15 protein-coding genes and 1 pseudogene are annotated in these 22464 nt (G+C 67.5%); 8 read left to right on the top strand and 8 right to left on the bottom strand.

What is annotated here, in order from left to right; all coding sequences use genetic code 11:
- On the bottom strand, window positions 1–1247 hold a 1247-nt coding region (gene hrpB, locus WAL33_RS02465; RefSeq protein WP_422178145.1), incomplete at its 3' end, for an ATP-dependent helicase HrpB.
- A gap of 246 nt (window positions 1248–1493) precedes the next feature.
- On the opposite strand from hrpB, the gene WAL33_RS02460 reads away from it, so the two are divergent.
- From WAL33_RS02460 to WAL33_RS02440, 5 genes are all read left to right on the top strand, one after another.
- A complete protein-coding gene (locus WAL33_RS02460) occupies window positions 1494–3110 on the top strand; it encodes an amino acid permease (protein WP_422178143.1) in 1617 nt (538 codons plus the stop codon).
- A 90-nt stretch (window positions 3111–3200) separates the two neighbouring features.
- Window positions 3201–3914: an MBL fold metallo-hydrolase gene (locus tag WAL33_RS02455; RefSeq protein WP_422178141.1), complete on the top strand. Its 714-nt coding sequence runs from the start codon at window positions 3201–3203 to the stop codon at window positions 3912–3914.
- 137 nt (window positions 3915–4051) lie between these two features.
- Entirely contained in the window at window positions 4052–4822 is a 771-nt protein-coding gene (locus tag WAL33_RS02450) for a response regulator (RefSeq protein ID WP_422178147.1), read from the top strand.
- Entirely contained in the window at window positions 4819–6312 is a 1494-nt protein-coding gene (locus tag WAL33_RS02445; protein ID WP_422178139.1) for an ATP-binding protein, read from the top strand. The genes WAL33_RS02450 and WAL33_RS02445 overlap by 4 nt, the downstream gene beginning before the upstream one ends.
- 85 nt (window positions 6313–6397) lie before the next feature.
- Entirely contained in the window at window positions 6398–7144 is a 747-nt protein-coding gene (locus WAL33_RS02440) for a hypothetical protein (RefSeq protein ID WP_422178137.1), read from the top strand.
- Here WAL33_RS02440 and WAL33_RS02435 read toward each other — a convergent pair.
- Window positions 7122–7793, bottom strand: a complete 672-nt coding sequence (locus tag WAL33_RS02435; RefSeq protein ID WP_422178135.1) for a DUF1345 domain-containing protein — start codon at window positions 7791–7793, stop codon at window positions 7122–7124. The two genes, WAL33_RS02440 and WAL33_RS02435, sit on opposite strands and share 23 nt — an antisense overlap.
- A gap of 293 nt (window positions 7794–8086) precedes the next feature.
- On the opposite strand from WAL33_RS02435, the gene WAL33_RS02430 reads away from it, so the two are divergent.
- Window positions 8087–8296 carry a KGG domain-containing protein gene (locus WAL33_RS02430; protein ID WP_056753767.1) on the top strand — a complete coding sequence of 70 codons (210 nt, stop codon included), beginning with the start codon at window positions 8087–8089 and terminating at the stop codon, window positions 8294–8296.
- A 77-nt stretch (window positions 8297–8373) separates the two neighbouring features.
- Here WAL33_RS02430 and egtB read toward each other — a convergent pair whose 3' ends face one another.
- The 4 genes from egtB to WAL33_RS02410 all read right to left on the bottom strand — a co-directional run bounded on the left by egtB (window position 8374) and on the right by WAL33_RS02410 (window position 18820).
- Entirely contained in the window at window positions 8374–10545 is a 2172-nt protein-coding gene (egtB, locus tag WAL33_RS02425) for an ergothioneine biosynthesis protein EgtB (RefSeq protein ID WP_422178133.1), read from the bottom strand.
- Window positions 10546–10698: 153 nt separating this feature from the next.
- Window positions 10699–11403 carry a glutathione S-transferase N-terminal domain-containing protein gene (locus WAL33_RS02420; RefSeq protein WP_422178131.1) on the bottom strand — a complete coding sequence of 235 codons (705 nt, stop codon included), beginning with the start codon at window positions 11401–11403 and terminating at the stop codon, window positions 10699–10701.
- 95 nt (window positions 11404–11498) lie between these two features.
- Window positions 11499–13538 carry a response regulator gene (locus tag WAL33_RS02415; protein WP_422178129.1) on the bottom strand — a complete coding sequence of 680 codons (2040 nt, stop codon included), beginning with the start codon at window positions 13536–13538 and terminating at the stop codon, window positions 11499–11501.
- Window positions 13535–18820 (bottom strand): HAMP domain-containing protein, encoded by a 5286-nt coding sequence (locus WAL33_RS02410; protein WP_422178127.1) that lies wholly within the window; start codon window positions 18818–18820, stop codon window positions 13535–13537. The genes WAL33_RS02415 and WAL33_RS02410 overlap by 4 nt, the downstream gene beginning before the upstream one ends.
- Window positions 18821–19181: 361 nt before the next feature.
- On the opposite strand from WAL33_RS02410, the gene rfbF reads away from it, so the two are divergent.
- Window positions 19182–19964: a glucose-1-phosphate cytidylyltransferase gene (rfbF, locus tag WAL33_RS02405; protein WP_422178125.1), complete on the top strand. Its 783-nt coding sequence runs from the start codon at window positions 19182–19184 to the stop codon at window positions 19962–19964.
- A gap of 10 nt (window positions 19965–19974) precedes the next feature.
- Here the strand turns inward: rfbF and WAL33_RS02400 are convergent, their stop codons facing one another.
- Window positions 19975–20907 (bottom strand): N-acetylneuraminate synthase family protein, encoded by a 933-nt coding sequence (locus tag WAL33_RS02400; RefSeq protein WP_422178123.1) that lies wholly within the window; start codon window positions 20905–20907, stop codon window positions 19975–19977.
- Window positions 20908–21120: 213 nt separating this feature from the next.
- Here WAL33_RS02400 and WAL33_RS02395 point away from each other — a divergent pair, with 213 nt between their 5' ends.
- Window positions 21121–22029, top strand: coding sequence for an NAD-dependent epimerase/dehydratase family protein (locus WAL33_RS02395; RefSeq protein ID WP_422178121.1), 909 nt, complete (start codon window positions 21121–21123; stop codon window positions 22027–22029).
- Here WAL33_RS02395 and WAL33_RS02390 read toward each other — a convergent pair.
- Window positions 21993–22464, bottom strand: a pseudogene (locus tag WAL33_RS02390) (CDP-glucose 4,6-dehydratase); the annotation flags it as partial. The gene WAL33_RS02395 and the pseudogene WAL33_RS02390 sit on opposite strands and share 37 nt — an antisense overlap.

Raw genomic sequence — 22464 nt, 5'->3', positions numbered from 1 at the left:
ATGTCGTCCAGGGCCCGGCCGTGGGCGGTCAGCCCGCCCTGCCCGTCCAGGGCCTGCAGGCGGTTGAGCAGGGTCCGCGCCTCGGTGAAGGCGGCGGACGGCGGCTTGTCGAGGAAGGCCAGGTCATTGGCGTCGCGCGCGCCCCAGCGGGCCAGGTTCAAGGCCAGGTTCGACAGATCGGCCTCAAGGATTTCCGGTCGTGCGAAGGCCGGCAAGGCGCGGGTTTCGGGTTCGTCCCACAGGCGGTAGCAGACGCCCGGCTCGGTGCGGCCGGCTCGGCCCCGGCGCTGGTCGGCGGCGGCGCGGCTGACGCGGACGGTCTCCAGACGGGTCAGGCCGCTGGACGGATCGAAACGCGGCACGCGGGCCAGGCCGCAGTCGATCACCACCCGCACGCCCTCGATGGTCAGGCTGGTCTCGGCGATCGAAGTCGCCAGCACCACCTTGCGCCGGCCAGGCTGAGCGGGAGCCACCGCGCGGTCCTGCTCGGCGGGCTCCAGCGCGCCATACAGCGGCGCGACATCGACTTCGGGTCGGCGCAGACGGTCGCGCAGCAGGGTCTCGGTGCGGCGGATCTCGCCCTGGCCCGGCAGGAAGACCAGCAGGCTGCCCCCCTCCTCGGCCAAGGCCCGCTCGACGGCGCGGACCACCCGCTCCTCCAGACGCTGGCGTTCATCGCGGCCCAGATAGCGGGTGTCGACCGGGAACATCCGCCCCTGGCTCTCGACCACCGGCGCCTCGCCCAACAGGGTCGAGATCCGCGCGCCGTCCAGCGTGGCCGACATCACCAGGATCTTCAGGTCCTCGCGCACCAGCCCCTGGGCGTCGCGGGCCAGGGCCAGGCCCAGGTCGGCGTCGAGGCTGCGCTCGTGGAACTCGTCGAAGATCACCGCCGCCACGCCGTCCAGACCCGGATCGTCCAGGATCATCCGGGTGAACACGCCCTCGGTCACGACCTCGACCCGGGTCCTGGCCGAGACCTTCGATTGAAGGCGCACCCGGAAACCCACCGTCTCGCCGACGCTTTCGCCCAGGCTCTGGGCCATGCGCGAGGCGGCGGCCCGCGCCGCCAGGCGCCGAGGCTCCAGCATGACGATCTTGCCGCCGGCGACCCACGACTCGTCCAGCAGGGCCAGGGGCACAACCGTGGTCTTGCCCGCGCCGGGCGGCGCGACCAGCACGGCGGCCTCGCGCGCGCTCAAAGCCGCCTTCAGGGCCGGCAGGGCCTCGTGGATGGGAAGGGTCACCCGGCGGGTTTAACGGCGGGCGGCCAAATCGCCAAGCGGGCCGCCTAACCGGGAGGCAGCAACGGCTAGGAAGCGTGCTGCGTCGCAACATCCGCCCGGCACGCCATGGCCCGTATTGCGCACAGAGGGGCGAACAATTACGCACGCCCATCGCTTTGCCTTGACCGCGTCCCGTTAACCGGGCCACGGTCCGCAAAATTTATCTACGCGGCCCCCGGGGGGAGCCGCGGGTCCTCTGGAGGAAATATGTGGCGCGTTAAGTCACTGGATGCGATTCTGGCAACGGCCGAGAAGAAGTCGCTGCATCGCTCGCTCGGTCCCATTCAGCTCACCCTCCTGGGCGTGGGCGCGATCATCGGCACGGGCATCTTCGTCCTGACCGCCGCGGCCTCCCAAAAAGCCGGCCCGGGCATGATGCTGAGCTTCGTGATCGCCGGCGCCGTCTGCGCCTTCGCCGCGCTCTGCTATTCGGAACTGGCTTCCATGGTGCCGGTGTCGGGCTCGGCCTACACCTACACCTACGCCGTGATGGGCGAACTTCTGGCCTGGATGGTCGGCTGGGCGCTGATCCTGGAATACGCCGTGGCCGCCAGCGCCGTGTCGGTGGGCTGGTCGGGCTATTTCCTCGGCATGATCGAGCACGCCCTCAACTTCCACTGGCCCGACGCATTGCGAGCCGGTCCCGCCTGGTCGCTGAACGGCTTCGTGCCGGTCGCCGACTTCAGCCATGGGGTCGTCAACATCCCGGCCATCGTGGTGGCCCTGGCCGTGACGGCCCTGCTGGTCATCGGCACGACGGAAAGCGCCCGCGTCAACGCCTTCCTGGTGGCGATCAAGGTCACCGCGCTGACCGTCTTCGTCATTCTGACCCTTCCCGTGATGAAGAGCGGCAACTTCACGCCCTTCGCGCCCAACGGCTGGTTCGGCCCGGAAGGCACGACGGGCATGGGCGTGTTCGGCGCCGCGGCCTCGATCTTCTTCGCTTATGTCGGCTTCGACGCGGTCTCGACCGCCGCTGAAGAAACCAAGAACCCGCAGCGCAACGTGCCCATCGGCCTGATCGGCAGCCTCGGCATCTGCACCGTCTTCTACCTGCTGGTCGCCGCCGGCGCGGTCGGCGCCATCGGCGCCCAACCTGTCATCGGCGCGGCGGGCGAAGCGGTGACCCCTGGTTCGGCCGCCTTCCAAACGGCCTGCGGCCTGGCTTCGAACGCCGACCGCCTGGTCTGCTCGAACGAGGCCCTGGCCCACGTCCTGCGTCAGGTCAACTTCCCGCTCGCCGGCTATCTGCTGGGCATGGCCGCCAACCTGGCCCTGCCCTCGGTCATCCTGATGATGATCTACGGCCAGACCCGCATCTTCTTCGTCATGGCCCGCGACGGCCTGCTGCCCGAGAAGCTGGCCTCCATCCACCCCAAGTGGAAGACCCCGCACATCGTCACGATCGCCACCGGCCTGTTCGTGGCGCTCGCCGCCGCCTTCTTCCCGGTCGGTCAGTTGGCCGACATCTCCAACTCCGGCACGCTGTTCGCCTTCTTCATGGTGGCGATCGCGGTGATGGTGCTGCGGGTGAAGGATCCCAACCGTCCGCGTCCGTTCAAGACGCCGGCGATCTGGCTCGTGGCCCCGATCGCCCTGGCCGGCTGCGCCTTCCTCTATTTCAACCTGCCGCTGGAATCGATCCTGGTGCTGCCGATCTGGGGCGCTCTGGGCCTGCTGATCTATTTCGCCTACGGCTTCCGCAAGAGCCACGTCGGCCGCGGTGTTTTCAATGTTCCGGAGCTGGACGCCAACGCGCCCGGCACCGGCGTCGCCTCGATGCCCGGCGCTCCGGCTCCCGGCACCCCGGAAGAGCGCAAGTAAGCAACGCGCTTGATCTTCAGGCCCAAGGGCTTAGGTCAGACGGGCGGGAACCTCGGTTCCCGCCCGTTTTCGTTTTGGAGCCCGCCTCGCATGTCCGACATGCCGATCCGCGCCGTCATCGCGCCGGTCACGCCGCTGCAGCAGAACTGCACGATCGTCTGGTGCGCCAAGACCAAGAAGGCCGCGATCATCGATCCGGGCGGCGAGGTGCCGCGCCTGATGAAGGCCTTGGACGACCAGGGCCTGACCCTGGAGAAGATCTGGATCACCCACGGCCACATGGACCACGCCGGCGGCGCGGCCGAGCTCAAGCGCCTGACCGGCGTGCCGATCGAAGGACCGCACAAGGACGACCAGTTCTGGATCGACCAGATCCAGTCGACCGGCGAGCGCTACGGCATCCCCGAAGCCCGCATCTTCGTCACCGACCGCTGGCTGGACGACGGCGACGTGGTCACCCTGGGCGAAACCCAGTTCGAGGTGCTGCACTGCCCCGGCCACACGCCGGGCCACGTGATCTTCTTCCACCGCCAGGCGCGCTTCGCCCAGGTCGGGGACGTATTGTTCCAAGGCTCGATCGGTCGCACCGACTTTCCGCGCGGCAACCATCAGGACCTGCTGGACGCCATCACCGGCAAGCTGTGGCCGCTGGGCGACGACGTCCGGTTCGTGCCGGGCCACGGTCCGATGTCGACCTTCGGGGCCGAGCGGCGGTCCAACCCGTTCGTCAGCGACCTGGCGATCGAGGCGATGAACATCCAAGGCAAGGACTACGCGGCGCCGGTCAACAGCTCGCCGGGATGACAGCAAACCGCCCTGTTCCTGCCATGGGACGCGAGGATTGGTCGCATGCGCGGGTTGCGTCCCTGTTGCAGCCGTGAAATCTGCTGGAGACAGGGGCGTGGAAAGAGCAACTCATGGAAAGTTCGCAAGATCCCGCGATGACGCCCGCCTCGAACTCCCCCGCCGCCTCCACGCCGGGCCCGAACACTGATCCCGCGCGCGGCGCGCGCGTCCTGATCGTCGATGACGATCCCGGCATTCGCGACGTCGTGTCCGAGTTCCTGGGCCGCCATGGCTACAGCATCGACACCGCGTCCGACTCCCGGACCATGGAACAGGCCTTGGCGCGCGGCCCGGTCGACCTGGTGGTGCTGGACGTCATGCTGCCCGGCGAGGACGGCCTGGCCATCTGCCGCCGCCTGTCGGCCGCCGACGGCCCCGCGATCATCATGCTGTCGGCCATGGGCGAGGAGACAGACCGCATCGTCGGGCTTGAGCTGGGCGCCGACGACTACCTGCCCAAGCCGTGCAATCCACGCGAATTGCTGGCCCGTATCCGGGCCGTGCTGCGCCGTCGGCAAGAGCCGCGCACGGTCGACGACGGCATGGGCGCAGCCTGCGAGTTCGCCGGCTGGCGTCTGGACCTGGTCCGCCGCGAACTTCGCTCGCCCCAGTCGGTGGTGGTCAATCTGTCGAGCGGCGAGTTCTCGCTGCTGCGCGCCTTCGTCGAACGCCCGCAACGCGTGCTGACCCGCGACCAGCTGCTGGACCTGGCCCGAGGCCGTGAAAGCGACGCCTATGACCGCGCCATCGACGTTCAGATCAGCCGGCTGCGCCGCAAGCTCGACGACGGCGGCGGCGGCGAACTGATCCGCACCATCCGCAGCGAAGGCTACATGTTCACATCCAAGGTCACCCGTACGCCATGACCGACAGCGCGCGGCTGAAGGGCCCCGGCAGCGCTCCGCTGTTCATCCAGGCTCTGGGCCTGGTGATCGTGACCCTGGTCGCGGCGCAGTTGATCGCTATTGCGGTGGTCTTCACCCTGCCCCCGCCGCCGCCGGAGATCTACCGGCTGAGCGAGATCGCGCGCGCCTTGAAGACCGACGTGACGGTGCAGCCACGCGATGGCCGCGCCCTGATCATCCGCCGCCACGTCGGCCCCATCCGGGGTCTGGTGGACAATCGCCGCCGCGCCGAGTTCAAGACCGCCCTGGCCCGTGAGGTCGGCATTGACCCCGCGCGCATCGAAATGGACCTCGACACAGGGCCGAAATTCTTTGTCCGCGCCCAGAAACGAACGCTGAACCAAGGCCGTCCACCTCGCGAAGCGGGTCCGGAAGGCCGCGGCCGCGGCCCGGGCCCAGGCGCCGCCAACGGGCCGGCCGGTCCTCCACCAGAAGGCTTCGGCGGCTCGCGCGAGCGGTCGGAACGCCGTGGCGGTCCTCGTCCGATCAATATCGAGGGACCAAGAGACGAGCCGTTCATCTTCGGTGATTTCAAGCTGGCCATCCACCAGGATGACGGGCAATGGACCGTTGTCGAACCCAAGCCGGCCTTCCGCTTCGACACGTGGCAGCAGCGAATCCTGCTGATCCTGGCCCTCTCGGTGCTGTGCGTGGCGCCCCTGGCCTGGTTGTTCGCCCGTCGTCTATCGGGACCGATCAGCGCCTTCGCCGGCGCCGCCGAGCGTCTTGGCCGTGACCCCCGCGCCGCGCCGCTGGCCCTGAAGGGCTCGGCCGAGGTGATCGCCGCCGCCAACGCCTTCAACATGATGCAGGAACGCCTGCGCCGCTATGTCGAGGACCGAACGGCGATGATCGGCGCGGTGGCTCACGACTTGCGCACGCCCCTGACCCGCCTGCGGTTCCGGATCGAGGCCGTGCCCGACGACGTCCGCGTCAAGCTGGCGTCCGACATCGATCAGATGGAGGCGATGATCGCCGCCACCCTGGCGTTCGTGCGCGACACCAGCCGGCCTGCCGAGCGCACCAAGCTGGAACTGGCCTCGCTGCTGGAGAGCGTCATCGACGAAGCGGCCGAGACGGGCGGCCAGGCGTCCGTCGAACTGGGCGAGAAGATCATCATCGACGGCGATCCCGTCGCGCTTCGCCGCCTGCTCACCAACCTGGTGGAAAACGGTCTCAAGTACGGGGGCGCCGTGCAGGGCCGGGTCCGCGCCGAGGGTCGCCTGGCTGTGATCGAGATCGACGACAACGGCCCCGGCATCGCTCCGGCTGAACTGGATCGCGTGTTCGAGCCGTTCTTCCGCAGCGAGCCTTCGCGCAATCGCGAGACCGGCGGCATCGGCTTGGGCTTGGCCGTGGTCCGGTCGGTGGCCCGCGCGCACGGTGGCGACGCCACCTTGCATAACCGCCCCGAAGGCGGACTGCGCGTCCGGGTCGAACTGCCATTCTAGTTTTCCGTCGATCCGTTTGCGGTTTGTTGCGGGCGCGCAAGAGCTGCGCCATACGCCGGACACGCGGACGGGGTTGATCAAAGCCATGCAAACTCTCACCCGCCTGCGCGCCGCCTGTATCCTGATGTTCGCCGCCCTGTGTCTGAACGCTTGCGCGTCGGGCCCGCCGCAGGATGGTCCGCGCGGCGATTGGGGCAAGGCGCCGCGTCCCCGCCCCCCCGGCGAGGGCGAGGAAGGCGGACCGCCGCGCCAGCCACGCCGCAGCCTGTTCATCAGCCCGGCGGGCGAGCCGTTCCGCGCCGAGCCCGGCGCGCCCTACCCTGTCGCCGCCTGGTTCGCCGGCGCGGACGGCGACCATGACGGCGGCCTGTCGCGCGACGAGTTCGTGGCCGACGCCCTTCGGTTCTTCGACAGGATCGACGGCGACCACAGCGGCGTCATCGACGGTTTCGAAGTCTCGACCTACGAGACCCAGGTCGCGCCCGAGATCCTGCAGGGCTTCCAGGGCGGCGAAGGCCACGGCCTGCGCGAGCGAGGCGGCTCGAAGGGTCAAGGGGGGCGTGGAGGCGGGCGACGCCGCGGCGGACCGATGGGCGGCATGCTGCAAGGCGCCACGCCCTATGGTCTGCTGGCCGAGCCGCAACCGGTCATGGCGTCCGACGGCGACTTCGACCGCCGCATCACCCGCGCCGAGGCGGCCAAGGCGGCCAAGGCCCGCTTCGCCCTGCTTGACGCCGACGGCGACGGCTGGCTGCGCCTGGATAGTCTGCCGCGGACCCCGCTCCAGGCCCGACTGGAAGGCCCGCGCCCTAGCTCACCAGCCCGGCGATGATGTTGATCCCCAAGGCCAGGACGGCGGTGTTGTAGAAATAGGCGCAGACCGCCTGGGCGGTGACGAGATTGCGCAGCCGCGCCGTCAGCACGTTGTTATCCGACACCTGGAACGTCGCGCCGATGCTGAAGGCCAGATAGACGAAGTCGAGATAGGTCTTGGCCGGCTCGCCGGGGAACAGAAAACCTGGCTTGCCCGTTCCGTCGCCGAAGTGGCGATGGGCGTAGTGCAACGTGAACACCGAGTGCAGAACCACCCAGGACAGCAACAGGGTGACGCCCGCGCAGGCCGCGGTGATCGCCTTGATGGCCGGTCCTTCCGCCTTCGCATGCAGCATCGCGGCCACAACCGCGACCAGGCTCGACAGGATCGCGGCCAGCACGATCAGCAGGATCTGCGACGGCCTTTCGTCTTCAGCGGCGGCCCGTCGACGCACTTCGGCCTCGTCGGCCGTCAGGAAGAGATGCCAGGTGGTCGTCACATAGAGCAGCGCGCAGGCGTCCCAGCCGAGCAGGATATGCGTGCTGACCGGAGTATTTAAGTGGCGCGCCGCGAGCCAGCCGAAGAGGCCGGCCAAACCGGCGGCCCATAGCCGCCAATGGCGCGATATTGCTACGCTTTCGGTTTTTTTCGGTCGGGTCTGGGTCATGCCGTTCGCCTTGCGCGTCCGAGGCTTACCACCAAATTCTGCAATTTTGTCTCACCTGGCGGGTGAACCGAACGCGACTTCACCGGTTACTTCACTGGAACACGTGGAAGGACGCCATGACGGACCCCGACGCCCCCCCGCCGATCGAGCCGCCGCAACCGGACTACGACCCGGGCTCCACGCCCGAGGAGGAGCCGATGCGCGAGCCACCGGTGAGCCCAGGCGACGACCGGCCCTATGACGCTGCTCCCGCGCCGTTCCCCCCCGTGACCAGTCCCGATTAGGAGCAACCTATGGACCTCGACACCGAACGGCCCCGCGGCCGCCGAGGCTTCGCCGCCATGGACCCCGAACGTCGCCGCGAGATCGCACGTAAAGGGGGAGCCAGTGTTCCCAGTGAAAAGCGCAGCTTCGCCAAGGATCGCGACCTCGCGGCCAACGCGGGCCGCAAGGGCGGTTCCTCGTCGCGTGGCGGCGGACGTATTCCCGGGCGCGACGCCTGAGATAAAGCGCGCCGCGGCCCCTCCCCCCTTCGAGGGTTTGGGGCCGCGGCAGCTCTACGATATGAGCGCCGCCCGCCTCAGCCGGCCAGGGCGAAGACGCCGAAGCTCGGGCTGTCGCTGACCCAGCGCGCCGCGACCTTCCAGCCCGCCCGGCGGGCCAGCTCCACGAACATTTCCACAGTGTATTTGTACGAATTCTCGGTGTGGATCGTCTCACCCGCCTTGAAGAAGATTTCGTGCCCGGCCAGGTGAGCCGTCTGATCGACGCGGCTGACCAGGTGCATCTCCATGCGGCTTTCGTCGATGTTCCAGATCGCGCGGTGACTGAACGCCTCAAGATCGAAATCTCCGCCCAGTTCCCTGTTGATCCGCGCCAGCACGTTCTTGTTGAACGCCGCCGTGACGCCTTGGGCGTCGTCATAGGCGGGCACCAGGACGTCCGGGCTCTTGGCGATGTCCACACCGACCACGAACATCGCGCCGTCACCGAGCAGCTCGTGAGCGCCGCGCAGGAACGCCTCCGCCTCTGCCGGCGCGAAATTGCCGATGGTCGAGCCCGGGAAGAAGCCGGTCACCGGCCGTCCCCTCGCCGCCGCCGGCAGGCGCACGGCCCGGGTGAAGTCGTCGACCAGCGGGGCGACGATCAAGCCCGGATAGTCACGGCGCAACGCCTCGCTCGCCTCGTCCAGCGCCGACCGGCTGATGTCGATAGGCACATAGACGGCCAGTTGCGGCATGGCGTCGAGCAGGAGCCGGGTCTTGGTGCTGGCCCCGCTGCCGAACTCGACCAGGGCCGCGCCCTCCATCACCCGGGCGGCGATCTCGGGGGCGATGCGGCGCAGCAGCCCCGTCTCGGTGCGGGTGGGATAATATTCCGGCAACTCGCAGATGGCCTCGAACAGGCGCGAGCCCTCGGCGTCGTAGAAGTACTTGGCTGGAAGCGTTTTGCGCGGGGCCGTCAGGCCCGCCAGCGCGTCTTCGAGGAAGGTCGAGATCGGCGTCGCCGCCTCGCGATCCAGCGTGCCAATATCGTCGGCCAAGCGTACCCCCGTGAAGGCCCAGCGCTGGGCTGGGTGGAAAAAATTGCGATAGGAGGGCCGCGTGTGACCAGGCGGGCTCTCGGCCGCCCCGCCCCGCAGGACCATCTGGTTGATCATGAACTTGCCGTTGTACTCGCCCAGCGCGCCGGCGCCCGGCCTGAAGCCCGGATAGGCGACATAGGGGCTTGCGGTCCATTGCCAGGCCTCGTCGGATGCCTGGCGCAGTCCCTGGCCGTCCGCCGCCGTGACGGCGGCTTCCCACTCCGCCTCGGTCGGCAGCCGGCGACCGCACCAGGCGGCGAAGGCGGCGGCCTCGTAATAGCTGACATGCCCCACGGGCGCATGAGGATCGACCGGACGCCGCCCTGAAAGGGTCATGACCGACCAGGCGCCGTTCTCTTCCCGCCGCCAGTAGAGCGGCGCCTCCCAGGCCTCGGCGTTGACGGTCGCCCAGCCGTCGGAGAGCCATAGGTCGGCCCGGCGATAGCCGCCGTCCTCGATGAAGGCCAGCCATTCGCCGTTGGTCACCAGCCGATCGGCCAGGCGGTAGGGCTCCAGATGGACCTTGTGGCGCGGCCGCTCATTGTCGAAGGCGAAGCCCCGGCCGTCGTCGCCGATCTCGACCAGTCCGCCCTCGAAAGCCAGGTAGCGGGGGCCGGCGACGGGCGGACGCTCCAACGGCGCCGTCTCACGATAGGCCGGCTGCAGCGGCGACTGGGCGAACAGGTGCAGCAGGTCCATCAGGATCAGTTCCTGGTGCTGCTCCTCGTGGGCCAGGCCCAGGTACAGGCGCTCGATCACCTCGGCGGTGGGCGCCGTGGTCAGCAGGCGGACCATGGCCGCGTCGACATGGACGCGATAGGCGCCGACCTCGTCGGCCGACGGGCGGGTGATCAGGCCACGCAGGGGCCGCGGTTGGCGAGGGCCGACAGCCTCGTAATAGGAATTGAACAAATAGGCGAAGGCCGGATCGAACACCCGATAGCCCGGCAGGAACGGCGTCAGAAGGAACGCCTCGAAGAACCAGGCCGTGTGGGCCCGATGCCACTTGACCGGGCTGGCGTCCGGCATGGACTGCGCGCCCTGGTCCTCGGGCGAGAGGGGCTTGGCCAGGGCTTCCGTGCGCCGCCGGACCGTCAGATAGCGATCGACGAGGGCGATGGCGCGGGCCTCTGTGGCCTCCCGTGCGGGGGTGTCGTCGGGACTCATGCGCTCTCCTGGCCGCCCTACGTCGGGGAGCTTTCGGCCCCGATGAGCTCAACGAACAAGCAACTTGAGTGTTCCCCCCGTCCGGTTCAAGCGGCGCGGAGAATAAAAAGTGAACGCGGGTCGAAAGACCGTCGAACCCGACCCGCGCTCAATCTAGGGACGCTTGGGAATCTCCAGGCCGCGCTGGACCGCTGGACGGGCCAAGCCGCGCTCCAGCCAAGCCGGCACGTGCTTGAGGCTGCCATAGTCGACCAGTTCGCCGGCCTCGTAGAAGCCATTGAGATTACGCACCCAGCCCAGGGTGGCGATGTCGGCGATGGTGTACTCGTCGCCCATGATCCAGGTGCGATCGGCCAGCCGCGTCTCCAGAACGCCCAGCAGGCGCTTAGCCTCGGCGACATAGCGGTCGCGGGGACGCTTGTCCTCGTATTCGCGGCCGGCGAACTTGTGGAAGAAACCGACCTGGCCGAACATCGGGCCGATAGCGGCCATCTGGAAGAACACCCAGGCCAGGGTCTCATAGCGCCGCGCGGGGTCCTTGGGCAGGAACTTGCCGGTCTTCTCGGCCAGATAAACCAGGATCGCGCCGGACTCGAACAGTCCGAACGGTTTGCCGCCCGGACCGTCCGGATCGATGATGGCCGGGATTTTGCCGTTCGGGTTCAGCGACAGGAATTCCGGTGTCCAGGTCTGGTTCTGGCCGATGTCGATCATGTGCGGCTCGTACGGCAGACCGATCTCTTCCAGCATGATCGACACCTTGACCCCGTTCGGCGTGGGCAGGCTGTAGAGCTGCAGCCGGTCAGGGTGCTGGGCGGGCCAACGCTGGGTGATCGGGAAGGCTGAGAGGTCGCTCATGGTCGGCTCCGAAAACAAAGGCCGCCCCTACCGGTGCGGCCGCGCTTCTCAGATGGCCCCTGTTGGCGCGGCGACAAGCCGTCGCGCGCCGAAAGCTACCCCCGTCGGCGCTTGGGCTGCTGGGTCGTCGGAACCCGGGCGTCGAGCACTTCGCGGATCTTGGCCGCCAGGGCCGGACCCAGATAGGGCTTGTCGATCATCGGAAATTCGTTGGCCCAGGATGCGGCCTCGTCGCCCACATAGCCCGAGGTCAGAAGGACCTTGAGGCCGGGCCGCACTTTGAGCGCGGCATGGGCCAGTTCGACGCCGTTGACGCCGCCAGGCATGACCACGTCGGAAAACAGCAGGTCAAACGCCTTGCGCCCCTTCAGGCGCTTCAGGGCCGCCGCCGCCGTTTCGGCGGTGGTGACCTGATAGCCCAAGCCCTCCAGGGTCTCGACGGCCATGGCCAGGACCGCCGGATCGTCCTCAACAACCAGGACCCGCTCGGCGCCGCGCGCCGCCTCGGCGGTCTCGTCGCTGACGCCGCGCTGACTGAGCGCCGCCTGGCTCTGCGGCAGATAGATTTCGAACTCCGCGCCCTGGCCTGGCGCGCTGTTCACCTTCACCTCGCCGCCGGACTGCCGCACGAAACCGTAGACCTGAGACAGCCCCAGTCCCGAGCCCTTGCCGATCTCCTTGGTCGTGAAGAACGGCTCGAAGATGCGCGAGGCCACGCCGGCGTCCATGCCCTGGCCGGTGTCGCGCACGGTCACCAGGATCTTGGGGTCGTCCCCGTCGACGGTCTTGGTCTCGACCGACAGGACGCCGCCGCCCTCCATGGCGTCGCGAGCGTTGACGGCCAGATTGAGCAAGGCGCTCTCGAATTGCGCGGCGTCCAGGTGGGCCGGCAGCGGCTCGGCCGCCAGGCTGAGATCGATGCTCACCGCCTCACCGACCGCCTGGCGCAGCAGCGGCGCGAAATCGGCGATCAGGACGTTCAGATCGACCGTCAGCGGGTTCAGGCGCTGGCGGCGCGAGAAGGCCAGCAGTTGGCGGGTCAGCGCCCCGCCCTTCTCGGCGGCCAGGCGCACGGCGTCGATCTGGCGCGACAGCTCGTGCTGCTCGCCGGTCCGGCGCTTGATCAGCTCGATATTGCCCAGGACCACGGTCAGCAGATTGTTGAAGTCGTGGGCGACCCCGCCGGTCAGCTGGCCCACAGCCTCCATCTTGCGGGCGTGGCTCAACTGCTCCTCGAGGCCCCGACGCTCGGTGTTGTCCAGCAAAGTGCCCAGCACCACCTGGCGCCCGCTCTCCTCGTCCATGGCCAACACGCCCTGATCGATCAACGACCGATAGGAGCCGTCGGCGCACTGCCATCGGTATTCACAGGCGTAGACGCCCGACTTTCGGGCCTCGGCCTGGGCGCGGACGACGATGTCGACGTCGTCGGGATGAACCCGGCTGATGCCGAATTCGGCCGAGGCGAGGAAATCCTCGGCGGTGAAGCCGGTCAGCTCGATCACATTGCCGCCGACGAAAAGCGGCTCGTAGGGCGCGTCGGCGGCGCGCGAATGGAAGACCACCGGCAGGGCGCGAAGGATCGCCTCCTGGCGCTCCTGAGTGCGGCGCAGGGTCCGTTCGGCGGCCAGCTTCTCGGCATGGATGCGGGCGTTCTCCTCGATCAGCAGCCGACGGCTTTCCGACTGCTGCTCCAGTTCGAGGGTCTTGATGTGCAGGTCGACCAGCACCTGCACCTTGGACCGCAGGATGAACGGATCGACCGGCTTGAACACCACATCGACGGCCCCGGCCGAATAGGCCTTGAAGATGTGGGCCTCGTCGCGAAACACCGCCGTCAGGAAGACGATGGGCACATCGCGGTTGCGGCGGCGCTGACGGATCAGTTCGGCCGTCTCGTAGCCGTCCATGCCCGGCATGTGCAGGTCCAGAAGGATCACCGCGAAGTCGTCGGTCAGCAGATGACGCAAGGCCTCCTCGCCCGACCGGGCGACCACCAGCTCCTGGCCGAGGGTTTCCAACGCCTGAACCGCGGCGAAGGCGTTACGCTCATCGTCGTCGACGATCAGGATCCTGGTCCGGAGTCGATCCTCGGGCGGCGGAACCGCCTGATGCTTTACCGCAGGCACCGTCATTGCGCGGCGGCGGTGTTATGGATGGTGATGACATTGTCGCCGGCCAGCCGCTGGGCGTCGGTGCGCTGGACCGAAACCCGCAGGACCGAGATCAGCTGATCGATGTCCACGGGCTTGGACACATAGTCCGACGCGCCCGCCTGAATGCACTTCTGGCGGTCGCCCTTCATCGCCTTGGCGGTGACGGCGATCACCGGCAGGTCGGAGAACCTCGGTCGGGCCCGGATTTCGCGCATGGTCTCATAGCCATCCATGTCGGGCATCATGATGTCGACCAATACCATATCCACCGCAGGCAGGCTGTCGAGCAGCTCCAAACCTTCGCGGCCGCTTTCGGCGTAGCGCAGCTCGATGCCGTACTCCTCCAGGGCGCTGGCCAGGGAGAAGATGTTACGGATGTCGTCGTCGATCACCACCGCGGTCAGACCCGTCAGGACGGCGTCGGCGTGGCGGCTGTGAGCGATCATCGCCTTGGCCGGCGTCGACAGGCGGTCCAGGGGCGCGTGCAGCGACATGGTGACGTGGTCGATCAACTGCTCCGGCGTGCGGGCCAGGCGCGCCAGGCCGGAGAACACCGCCAGCCGCAGCCGGCGGTCTTCCTCGGGATCCAGCTCCTCGGGCGCATAGAGCACGGCCACGCCCGAAGCCGCGCCGCGCTGCTTGAGGGTGTCGATATGGGGGCCGACCGGACCTGGGCCCACGTCGATCACCAGGCAGCCGCCTTCTTCGGTGAAGGCCTCGTCCGGCAGTTCCGACAGGGCCGCCACCACCTTCACCGCGCCGATGGTCTCACGCAGCGTGTCGGCCGCCTGACCCTCTCCGCCGACCAGGATCGGCGCGCGGCCGGTCTCGGCCACCAGTTTCTTGACCTTCTCCAGCGTCGAGGCCACCGCCTCGCGCTCCACCGGCTTGCTGGTGAAACCGAAAGCGCCCATCGACAGGCCCAAGCCGCCGTGGTCGTCGGCCGAGATCACCTGAACCGGGATGTGGCGGGTGTCGGGCGTGCGCTTGAGCAGGTCCAGCAGGGCCAGGCCGTCCATGTCGGGCAGGCCGATGTCCAGCATGATGGCGTCGGGCGCGAAGCGTCGGGCCAGGGACGGCACGGCCGAGCCTTCGCCGGTGACCACCCCCTTGAAGCCGCTGTCATGCACCAGCGACAGCAGGATCGAGGCGAAACGGGTGTCATCCTCGACGATCAGGATCACCGCATCGCCCGGCTCGATCTGCTCACGGTCGTCGGCCACGGTCTCGGCGGATTCGGTTGATCCGGTCTCCATCGTCGACAGACGGAAGGTCTGGACCATCGAGGTGGCGGGACGCAGCGGCTGGGACGGCTGGGGCTGCGCCGCCGGGCTGAAGTTCAGCGGCAGGTAGAGGGTGAAGATGCTGCCCTGCCCCGGCGTCGAGACGACCCGCAGCTCGCCGCCCAACAGGCGGGTGATCTCGCGGCTGATCGACAGGCCCAGCCCCGTGCCGCCGTACTTGCGGCTGGTGGTGCCGTCGGCCTGCTGGAAGGCCTCGAAGATGATCCGTTGCTTATCTTCGGGAATGCCGATGCCGGTGTCCTCGACCGAGAAGGCCAGCACCTGACCGGCCTTGTTGAGGTGGTCGTTGCCCGCCGCCCAGCCGTCTTCGGCCCTGGCGATGGTCAGGCGCACCGAACCGGCCTGGGTGAACTTGAAGGCGTTGGACAGCAGGTTCTTGATCACCTGCTGCAGGCGCTTGTCGTCGGTGTACATCGAGCGCGGCAGGGCCGGGTCGATGTTGATGAAGAAGTCCAGCTTCTTGTCCTGGGCCAGCTGGGCGAAGGTGCGGTCGGTCTGGTCGCGCAGGGACGCGAACGACATCTCGCCGATGTCGAGGGTGACCGTGCCGCTTTCGATCTTCGACAGGTCCAGGATGTCGTTGATCAGGCCCAGCAGATCGGCGCCGGCGCTGTGGATGTTGCGGGCGAACTCCACCTGTTTGGCGCTCAGATTGCCCTGCGAGTTCTCGCTGAGCATCTTGGACAGGATCAGCAGGCTGTTGAGCGGCGTGCGCAGCTCGTGGCTCATATTGGCCAGGAACTCGGACTTGTACTTCGAGGTCAGGGCCAGCTGTTCGGCCTTTTCCTCCAGCGCCGCCTTGGCCTGCTCGACCTCGGTGTTCTTGGCCTCCACCTGCTGGTTCTGGGCAGACAGCAGGACCGCCTTGTCCTCCAGCTCGGCGTTGGTCTGCTGCAGTTCGTCCTGCTTGGAGCGCAGCAGTTCTTCCGATTGGCGCAGAGACGCGGCCTGCAGTTCCAGGCGGTCGTTGGTCTTCTTCAGCTCTTCCTGCTGGGCCTGGAGCTCGGAGGTCAGCAGTTGGGACTGCTCGAGCAGGCCCTCGGTCCGCATGTTGGCGGCGATGGTCGAGAGCACGATGCCGATGGATTCCATCAGCTGGTCGAGGAAGGCCTGCTGGGTCTCGTTGAAGACGCCGAAGGTGGCCAGTTCGATCACCGCCTTCAACTCGCCTTCGAACAGGGCGGGCAGGACGATGATGTTCTGCGGCGCGGCCTCGCCCAGGCCAGAACTGATCTTGACGTATTCGGACGGGACGTTGGTCAGCAGGATGCGCTGGCGTTCGGCCGCGCACTGGCCGATCAGGCCCTCGCGTTGGCGCAGTCGCGCCGGGGGGCGGTCGCCAGGATTGGAAGCGTAGCTGGCGGCCAGGTTCAGCACCGGCTCGCCGTTCACGTCGTGATCGGAAACGTAGAACACCCCGTGTTGGGCGTTGATCAGCGGGGCCAGTTCCGACAGCACCAGGTTCGACACGGTGGACAGGTCGCGCTCGCCCTGCAGCATGCGGCTGAACCGCGCCAGGTTGGTCTTCAGCCAGTCCTGCTCGGTGTTCTTCAACGTCTGATCCTTCAGATTGCGGATCATCTCGTTGATGTTGTCCTTCAGGGCGGCGACTTCCCCCGACGCTTCCACGGTGATCGACCGCGTCAGGTCGCCCTTGGTCACGGCGGTGGACACCTCGGCGATGGCGCGGACCTGGGTGGTCAGGTTGGCGGCCAGTTCGTTGACGTTGTCGGTCAGGTCGCGCCACAGGCCCGCGGCGCCGGGCACCCGCGCCTGGCCGCCCAGCTTGCCTTCCGAACCCACTTCGCGGGCCACGTTGGTCACCTGGTCGGCGAAGGTGGCCAGGGTCTCGATCATGCCGTTGATGGTGTCGGCCAGCGAGGCGATCTCGCCCTTGGCGTCCAGGGTCAACTTGCGCTTCAGGTTGCCCTGGGCGACCGCGGTGACGACGTCGGCGATGTTACGAACCTGGCCGGTCAGGTTGGCGGCCATCATGTTGACGTTGTCGGTCAGGTCCTTCCAGGTGCCGGCCACGCCGGGCACCTGAGCCTGACCGCCCAGCTTGCCTTCGGTGCCGACTTCGCGGGCCACGCGGGTCACTTCCGAGGCGAAGCCGTTCAGCTGGTCCACCATGACGTTGATGGTCGACTTCAGCTCCAGGATCTCGCCCTTCACGTCGACGGTGATCTTCTTGGAGAGGTCGCCCTTGGCCACGGCGGTGGTGACGTCGGCGATGTTACGGACCTGGCCGGTCAGGTTGGCCGCCATGAAGTTGACGTTGTCGGTCAGGTCCTTCCAGGTGCCCGCCACGCCCTTGACCTGCGCCTGACCGCCCAGCTTGCCTTCTGTGCCGACTTCGCGCGCCACGCGGGTCACTTCCGACGAGAACGAGTTCAGCTGGTCCACCATGACGTTGATGGTGTTCTTCAGCTCCAGGATCTCGCCGCGCACGTCGACGGTGATCTTCTTGGACAAGTCGCCCATGGCGACGGCGGTGGTCACCTCGGCGATGTTCCGCACCTGGCCGGTCAGGTTTCCGGCCATCAGGTTGACGTTGTCGGTCAGCTCCTTCCAGGTGCCGGCCACCCCCTTGACCTGAGCCTGGCCGCCCAGCTTGCCCTCGGTGCCGACTTCCCGCGCCACGCGGGTCACTTCCGAGGCGAAACCGTTCAGCTGGTCCACCATGACGTTGATGGTGTTCTTCAGTTCCAGGATTTCGCCGCGCACGTCGACGGTGATCTTCTTGGAAAGGTCGCCCATGGCGACGGCGGTGGTCACCTCGGCGATGTTGCGGACCTGGCCGGTCAGGTTGCCCGCCATCAGGTTGACGTTGTCGGTCAGCTCCTTCCAGGTGCCGCCCACGCCGGTGACGTTGGCCTGGCCGCCCAGCTTGCCTTCGGTGCCGACTTCGCGGGCCACGCGCGTCACTTCCGAGGCGAAGGCGTTCAGCTGGTCCACCATGACGTTGATGGTGTTCTTCAGCTCCAGCACCTCGCCCTTCACGTCGACGGTGATCTTCTTGGACAAGTCGCCCATGGCGACGGCGGTGGTCACCTCGGCGATGTTGCGGACCTGACCGGTCAGGTTGCCGGCCATCAGGTTGACGTTGTCGGTCAGGTCCTTCCAGGTGCCGGCCACGCCTTCCACGCGGGCCTGGCCGCCCAGCTTGCCTTCGGTGCCGACTTCCCGCGCCACCCGCGTCACTTCCGAGGCGAAGCTGTTGAGCTGGTCCACCATGGTGTTGATGGTGTTCTTCAGCTCCAGCACCTCGCCCTTCACGTCCACGGTGATCTTGCGGCTCAAGTCGCCGTTGGCGACGGCGGTGGTCACCTCGGCGATGTTGCGGACCTGACCGGTCAGGTTGGCGGCCATCAGGTTGACGTTGTCGGTGAGGTCCTTCCAGGTGCCGGCCACGCCCTTCACCTGAGCCTGACCACCCAGCTTGCCCTCGGTGCCCACCTCGCGGGCCACGCGGGTCACTTCCGAGGCGAACGAGCCCAACTGGCCCACCATGGTGTTCACGACCTTGCCGATGCGCAGGAACTCGCCGCGCAGCGGGCGCTCCTCGTTCTCCAGGTCCATGGTCTGGCTAAGGTCGCCCTTGGCGGTGGCGCCGATCACCCGGGCCATTTCGGCGGTCGGGTGGACCATGTCGGTGATCAGGTTGTTGACCGCATCGACGCTGGCCGCCCACGAACCGGTCGCGCCCGGCAGACGGGCGCGATGATTGATCTTGCCCTGCTTGCCGACCACATCGCCGAGACGTTCGAACTCTTTTGAGATTTGATCGTTCAGATTGACGGCGTCGTTGAAGGCTTCGGCCAGTTCACCGTCCAGGCCGGACAGATCGGTGGGCAAACGCACAGAGAAGTCGCCGCGTCGAAAGGCGCGCAAAGCGGCCAGAAGCTGGTGGTTGTCGAGCCCGCGCTGCTGCGTCTTGGACTGTGCCGCCGGCATTGGAATACTCCACGTCGAAATCACTTTGATCTTACGTGGGCGGCGCTAGCGGGAAGACGATCCGGGCCCTGAAGCGTCAACGCCTCGGCGCCCTAGACCGGTTCCCATGACCCCCCGAACGGGTCCAACGCAGCGGCAAATCTTTGGTTCCGCTTTATGGCGAAGCTATTTGACCGACGCCGGCCCATGACCCCGCCGCCGACAGGCCAGGCCCGCCGCTTCGGTCGATAGACGGCGGATGAGGCTTGCGATCAACGTGCGCTGGAGCGCGCCTGGCCCGCTGACGACGCTGAACAGTCCAGGTGCGGCCGGTCTTCGATTTCGCTAGTGTCCGATAGGGATTCCCGTCGGAAGCGGACGTATGACACAGAAGAACAAGATCAAGGTCGTCATCCTCGCCGGCGGCAAGGGCACGCGGATCGCCGAGGAGACGCTGGTCCGCCCCAAGCCGATGGTCGAAATCGGCGGCCGCCCGATCATCTGGCACATCATGAAATCCTACAGCGCCCATGGCCTGAACGACTTCGTGATCTGTTGCGGCTATCTGGGCGACAAGATCCGAGAATATTTCCTCAACTACGCCTACCAGAACGCCGACCTGACCATTTCGCCGGGCGGCAAGGTCAAGGTCCACCATAGTCAATCCGAGCCCTGGACGATCACCCTGGTCGACACGGGCGACGAGACCATGACCGGTGGCCGGGTCAAGCGCGCGGCGCGCTACATCGCCGACGATCCGTACTTTTGCCTGACCTACGGCGATGGCCTGTCCGACATCGACATCAGTGCTCTGGTGCGCTTTCACGAGGCGCACGGGGCCCTGGCCACCGTCACCGCCGTCACCCCCCTCGCCCGCTTCGGCGCCTTGAAGATCAAGGGCGACGCCGTCGAGCGGTTCATAGAGAAACCCTCCGCCGAGGGCGGGCGGATCAATGGCGGGTTCTTCGTGCTTTCGCCCAAGGTCCTCGACCTCATCGACGGCGACGACACCGTGTTCGAACAGGCTCCGTTGGCGCGCCTGGCCAAGGCCGGGCAATTGCGGGCCTTCCGCCACGACGGCTTCTGGCAGCCGATGGACACGCTGCGCGAGAAGCTCCACCTCGAAGATCTGTGGGCCCAGGGCGCGCCTTGGAAGTCTTGGTAGCCCGGAAGTCCTAGGTCGCGTCGCCCGACCAATAGCGCAGCTTCTCGGCGACCGAGGCCTCGCCCGGCGTGATGCGCTTTTCGCCGTCGCCCAGCCATTCGCGCAGATCGCGCAGGCGCGAGACCAGGATCTTCAGCTCATCAGGCTCCAGCGAAGCCGACTGATCCGAGCCGTACATGGTCCGGTCCAGGGTGATGTGGCGCTCGATCGCCACGGCCCCGAGCATGGCGGCCACCAGGCTGGGCTCCACCGAAGCTTCGTGGCCGCTGTAGCCGACCGGCGCGCCATAGCGGCGACGCAGGGTGTCGATCGTCATCAGATTCAGGTCGGCGGGCGGGGTCGGATAGGTCGAAACCGTGTGCATCAGCACGAACGGACAGGCCGCGGCCCGCAGGATTTCGACCGCCGTGTCGATCTGCTCGAACGTGCACATGCCGGTCGAGGCGAACACCAGCTTGCCCTCGGCGGCGATCGCTTCGACCAACGGACGGTGGGTCAGCATCGCCGAAGCGATCTTGTTGTACGGCAGGTCGTACTTGGCCAGGAACGACTGGCTGGGCACATCCCAGGCCGAAGCGAACCAAGCCAGGCCCAGTTCGCGGCAATAGGCGTCGATGGCGTCGTATTCGGCCTCGCCGAACTCAAGACCTTCCTTTTGGGCGCGCTGGGTGTCGCCCCAGGGGCTTTGGCGCGGCGCGGCCAGCACCTCAGGGGTGTAGACGATGTCGATCGTCCGCTTCTGGAACTTGACGGCGTCGCAGCCGGCATCGGCCGCCGCACGGATCAGCGCCTTGGTCACTTCCATGTCGCCGTTGTGATTGATGCCGATCTCGGCGATCACGAACGGGCTGTTGGCCAGCGGCCACGGGATCGAGGCCAGGCTCTCAGTGGCCATGTTCTCCACGGAAATCGCCTTGGTCATCGGGGCGTCGACGGTCTGCATGGTTCCGGGTCCTGTTGCACGGCGTGCGACGTCCGACACGTCGCCTTTCGTGGCGCGAAGCCGCCGCGAGGGCTCTTGGCTCAAGCGCGGGCTAGTATATCAATCGCGGCCTATCCTACTGCGGCCATGATTTACGTTCCCTTGTCTAGAATGGAGTCGGCGATAATGCCTAGGTGCAAGTTCGCCGCATGGTTAGCGCATCCTTCCAGTTGCGTGGCGATCATCGGCGCTTCCGGCTGGGTCGGCATGGCCCTGGTCGACCAGGTTCTGGCCGCTTGTCCCGACCTCCCGCCTGACCGCCTGCGACTGTTCGGGTCATCCGTTCGGGACCTGAAACTAGGGGGGCGCCAGGTCCGCACCGAACCGCTGGACGCCTTGGCCAGCCTCGGAAACGGCGATTGGCTGGTGCTGCACGCCGCCATCGTCGGCGACGATCGCGTGGAAGGCGGCGACCCGCCGGAGGTGCGTCGCCGCAACGACGCCCTGCTGGACCAGGTTCTGGCCCTGGCCGAAACCGGGCGGACGCGACGACTGGTCGCATTCTCGTCTGGCGCGGCGGCCCGCCCCGAAGCCGGTTCTCCGACTCGCCGCGCCTATGCGGCCCTGAAACGCGACCATGAGAACGTCGTCGCCGAATGGGCGCGGCGGACCGGACGCGCGGTGCTGATTCCCCGGATTTTCAATCTCGGGGGTCCGTTCATCAATCACGCCGAGGCCTATGCCCTGGGCGACTTCATCCTGGCCCTGTCGCGACACGGCCGAATCGCCATCGGCGCTGCGGATCCGGTGTTCAGGAGCTTCGTCCACGTCTCGGAGATGGCGCGGGTGATCCTCGACATGGCGGTGGATGAGGCTCAGTCGGCCGAGCCCTTCGATATCGGCGGCGGCGAGATCATCGAGCTGGGCGCGCTGGCCTTGGCGGTCGGCCAAGCCCTGGAACGGGCCGATGCGACGATCGAGCGCCCCGAACCGAGCGACGGGGCGGGCGACTGGTATGTGGGCGACGGCCGACGCTATCAGAGCGCCCTCTTCCAGCGCGGCGAGCATCCGACTCCGTTGACGCGGATCGTCGCCGACACGGTCGCCTATCTGAAGGCCGCCGGCGCGCTGACCGGCGCGTAACGGTCGATCTGCTCCAGCGTTGTCGCGCGCAGGTCCCCGCCGGCCAGGGCCTGGCGCCACCAGTCCGTGGTCAGGGCGATCGCCTGCTCCAGATCCAGGCGCGGCCTCCAGCCCAGCTCGGCCTTGGCCAGGTCGGAATTCAGGGTCAACAGGCCCGCCTCGTGGGGCGCATTCGGATCGATGCGCTCGACCAGGCGCGCGCCCTCGCCCCAGGCGTCCGCCGCCAGTCGCGCCACCGCGCCCACCGATCGCGCCCCATCGGCGTCGGGACCGAAGTTCCAGGCCCGCAACCCGCCCTTGGGCAAGGCGGCCAAGGCCTGGACGGCCAGCAGATAGCCGTGCAGCGGCTCCAGCACATGCTGCCAGGGGCGCACCGCGCCGGGATTGCGCAAGACCGCCGCCTCGCCGCGCGCGAAGGCCGACAGGACGTCGGGC

Origin of the sequence: Caulobacter sp. (genome assembly GCF_049283275.1) — a bacterium.
In the GTDB taxonomy this organism is placed as follows: Bacteria; Pseudomonadota; Alphaproteobacteria; order Caulobacterales; family Caulobacteraceae; genus Caulobacter.
The sequence above is the reverse complement of the archived record's forward strand: the minus strand, read 5'-3'. Positions and strand labels throughout refer to the sequence as shown.

What these genes read in the sequence shown, in the direction of transcription:
- WAL33_RS02460 (WP_422178143.1), top strand. Translation starts at nt 1,494, where the DNA reads ATGTGGCGCGTTAAGTCACTGGATGCGATTCTGGCAACGGCCGAGAAG.
- WAL33_RS02455 (WP_422178141.1), top strand. Translation starts at nt 3,201, where the DNA reads ATGTCCGACATGCCGATCCGCGCCGTCATCGCGCCGGTCACGCCGCTG.
- WAL33_RS02450 (WP_422178147.1), top strand. Translation starts at nt 4,052, where the DNA reads ATGACGCCCGCCTCGAACTCCCCCGCCGCCTCCACGCCGGGCCCGAAC.
- WAL33_RS02445 (WP_422178139.1), top strand. Translation starts at nt 4,819, where the DNA reads ATGACCGACAGCGCGCGGCTGAAGGGCCCCGGCAGCGCTCCGCTGTTC.
- WAL33_RS02440 (WP_422178137.1), top strand. Translation starts at nt 6,398, where the DNA reads ATGCAAACTCTCACCCGCCTGCGCGCCGCCTGTATCCTGATGTTCGCC.
- WAL33_RS02435 (WP_422178135.1), bottom strand. Translation starts at nt 7,793, where the DNA reads ATGACCCAGACCCGACCGAAAAAAACCGAAAGCGTAGCAATATCGCGC.
- WAL33_RS02430 (WP_056753767.1), top strand. Translation starts at nt 8,087, where the DNA reads ATGGACCTCGACACCGAACGGCCCCGCGGCCGCCGAGGCTTCGCCGCC.
- egtB (WP_422178133.1), bottom strand. Translation starts at nt 10,545, where the DNA reads ATGAGTCCCGACGACACCCCCGCACGGGAGGCCACAGAGGCCCGCGCC.
- WAL33_RS02420 (WP_422178131.1), bottom strand. Translation starts at nt 11,403, where the DNA reads ATGAGCGACCTCTCAGCCTTCCCGATCACCCAGCGTTGGCCCGCCCAG.
- WAL33_RS02415 (WP_422178129.1), bottom strand. Translation starts at nt 13,538, where the DNA reads ATGACGGTGCCTGCGGTAAAGCATCAGGCGGTTCCGCCGCCCGAGGAT.
- WAL33_RS02410 (WP_422178127.1), bottom strand. Translation starts at nt 18,820, where the DNA reads ATGCCGGCGGCACAGTCCAAGACGCAGCAGCGCGGGCTCGACAACCAC.
- rfbF (WP_422178125.1), top strand. Translation starts at nt 19,182, where the DNA reads ATGACACAGAAGAACAAGATCAAGGTCGTCATCCTCGCCGGCGGCAAG.
- WAL33_RS02400 (WP_422178123.1), bottom strand. Translation starts at nt 20,907, where the DNA reads ATGCAGACCGTCGACGCCCCGATGACCAAGGCGATTTCCGTGGAGAAC.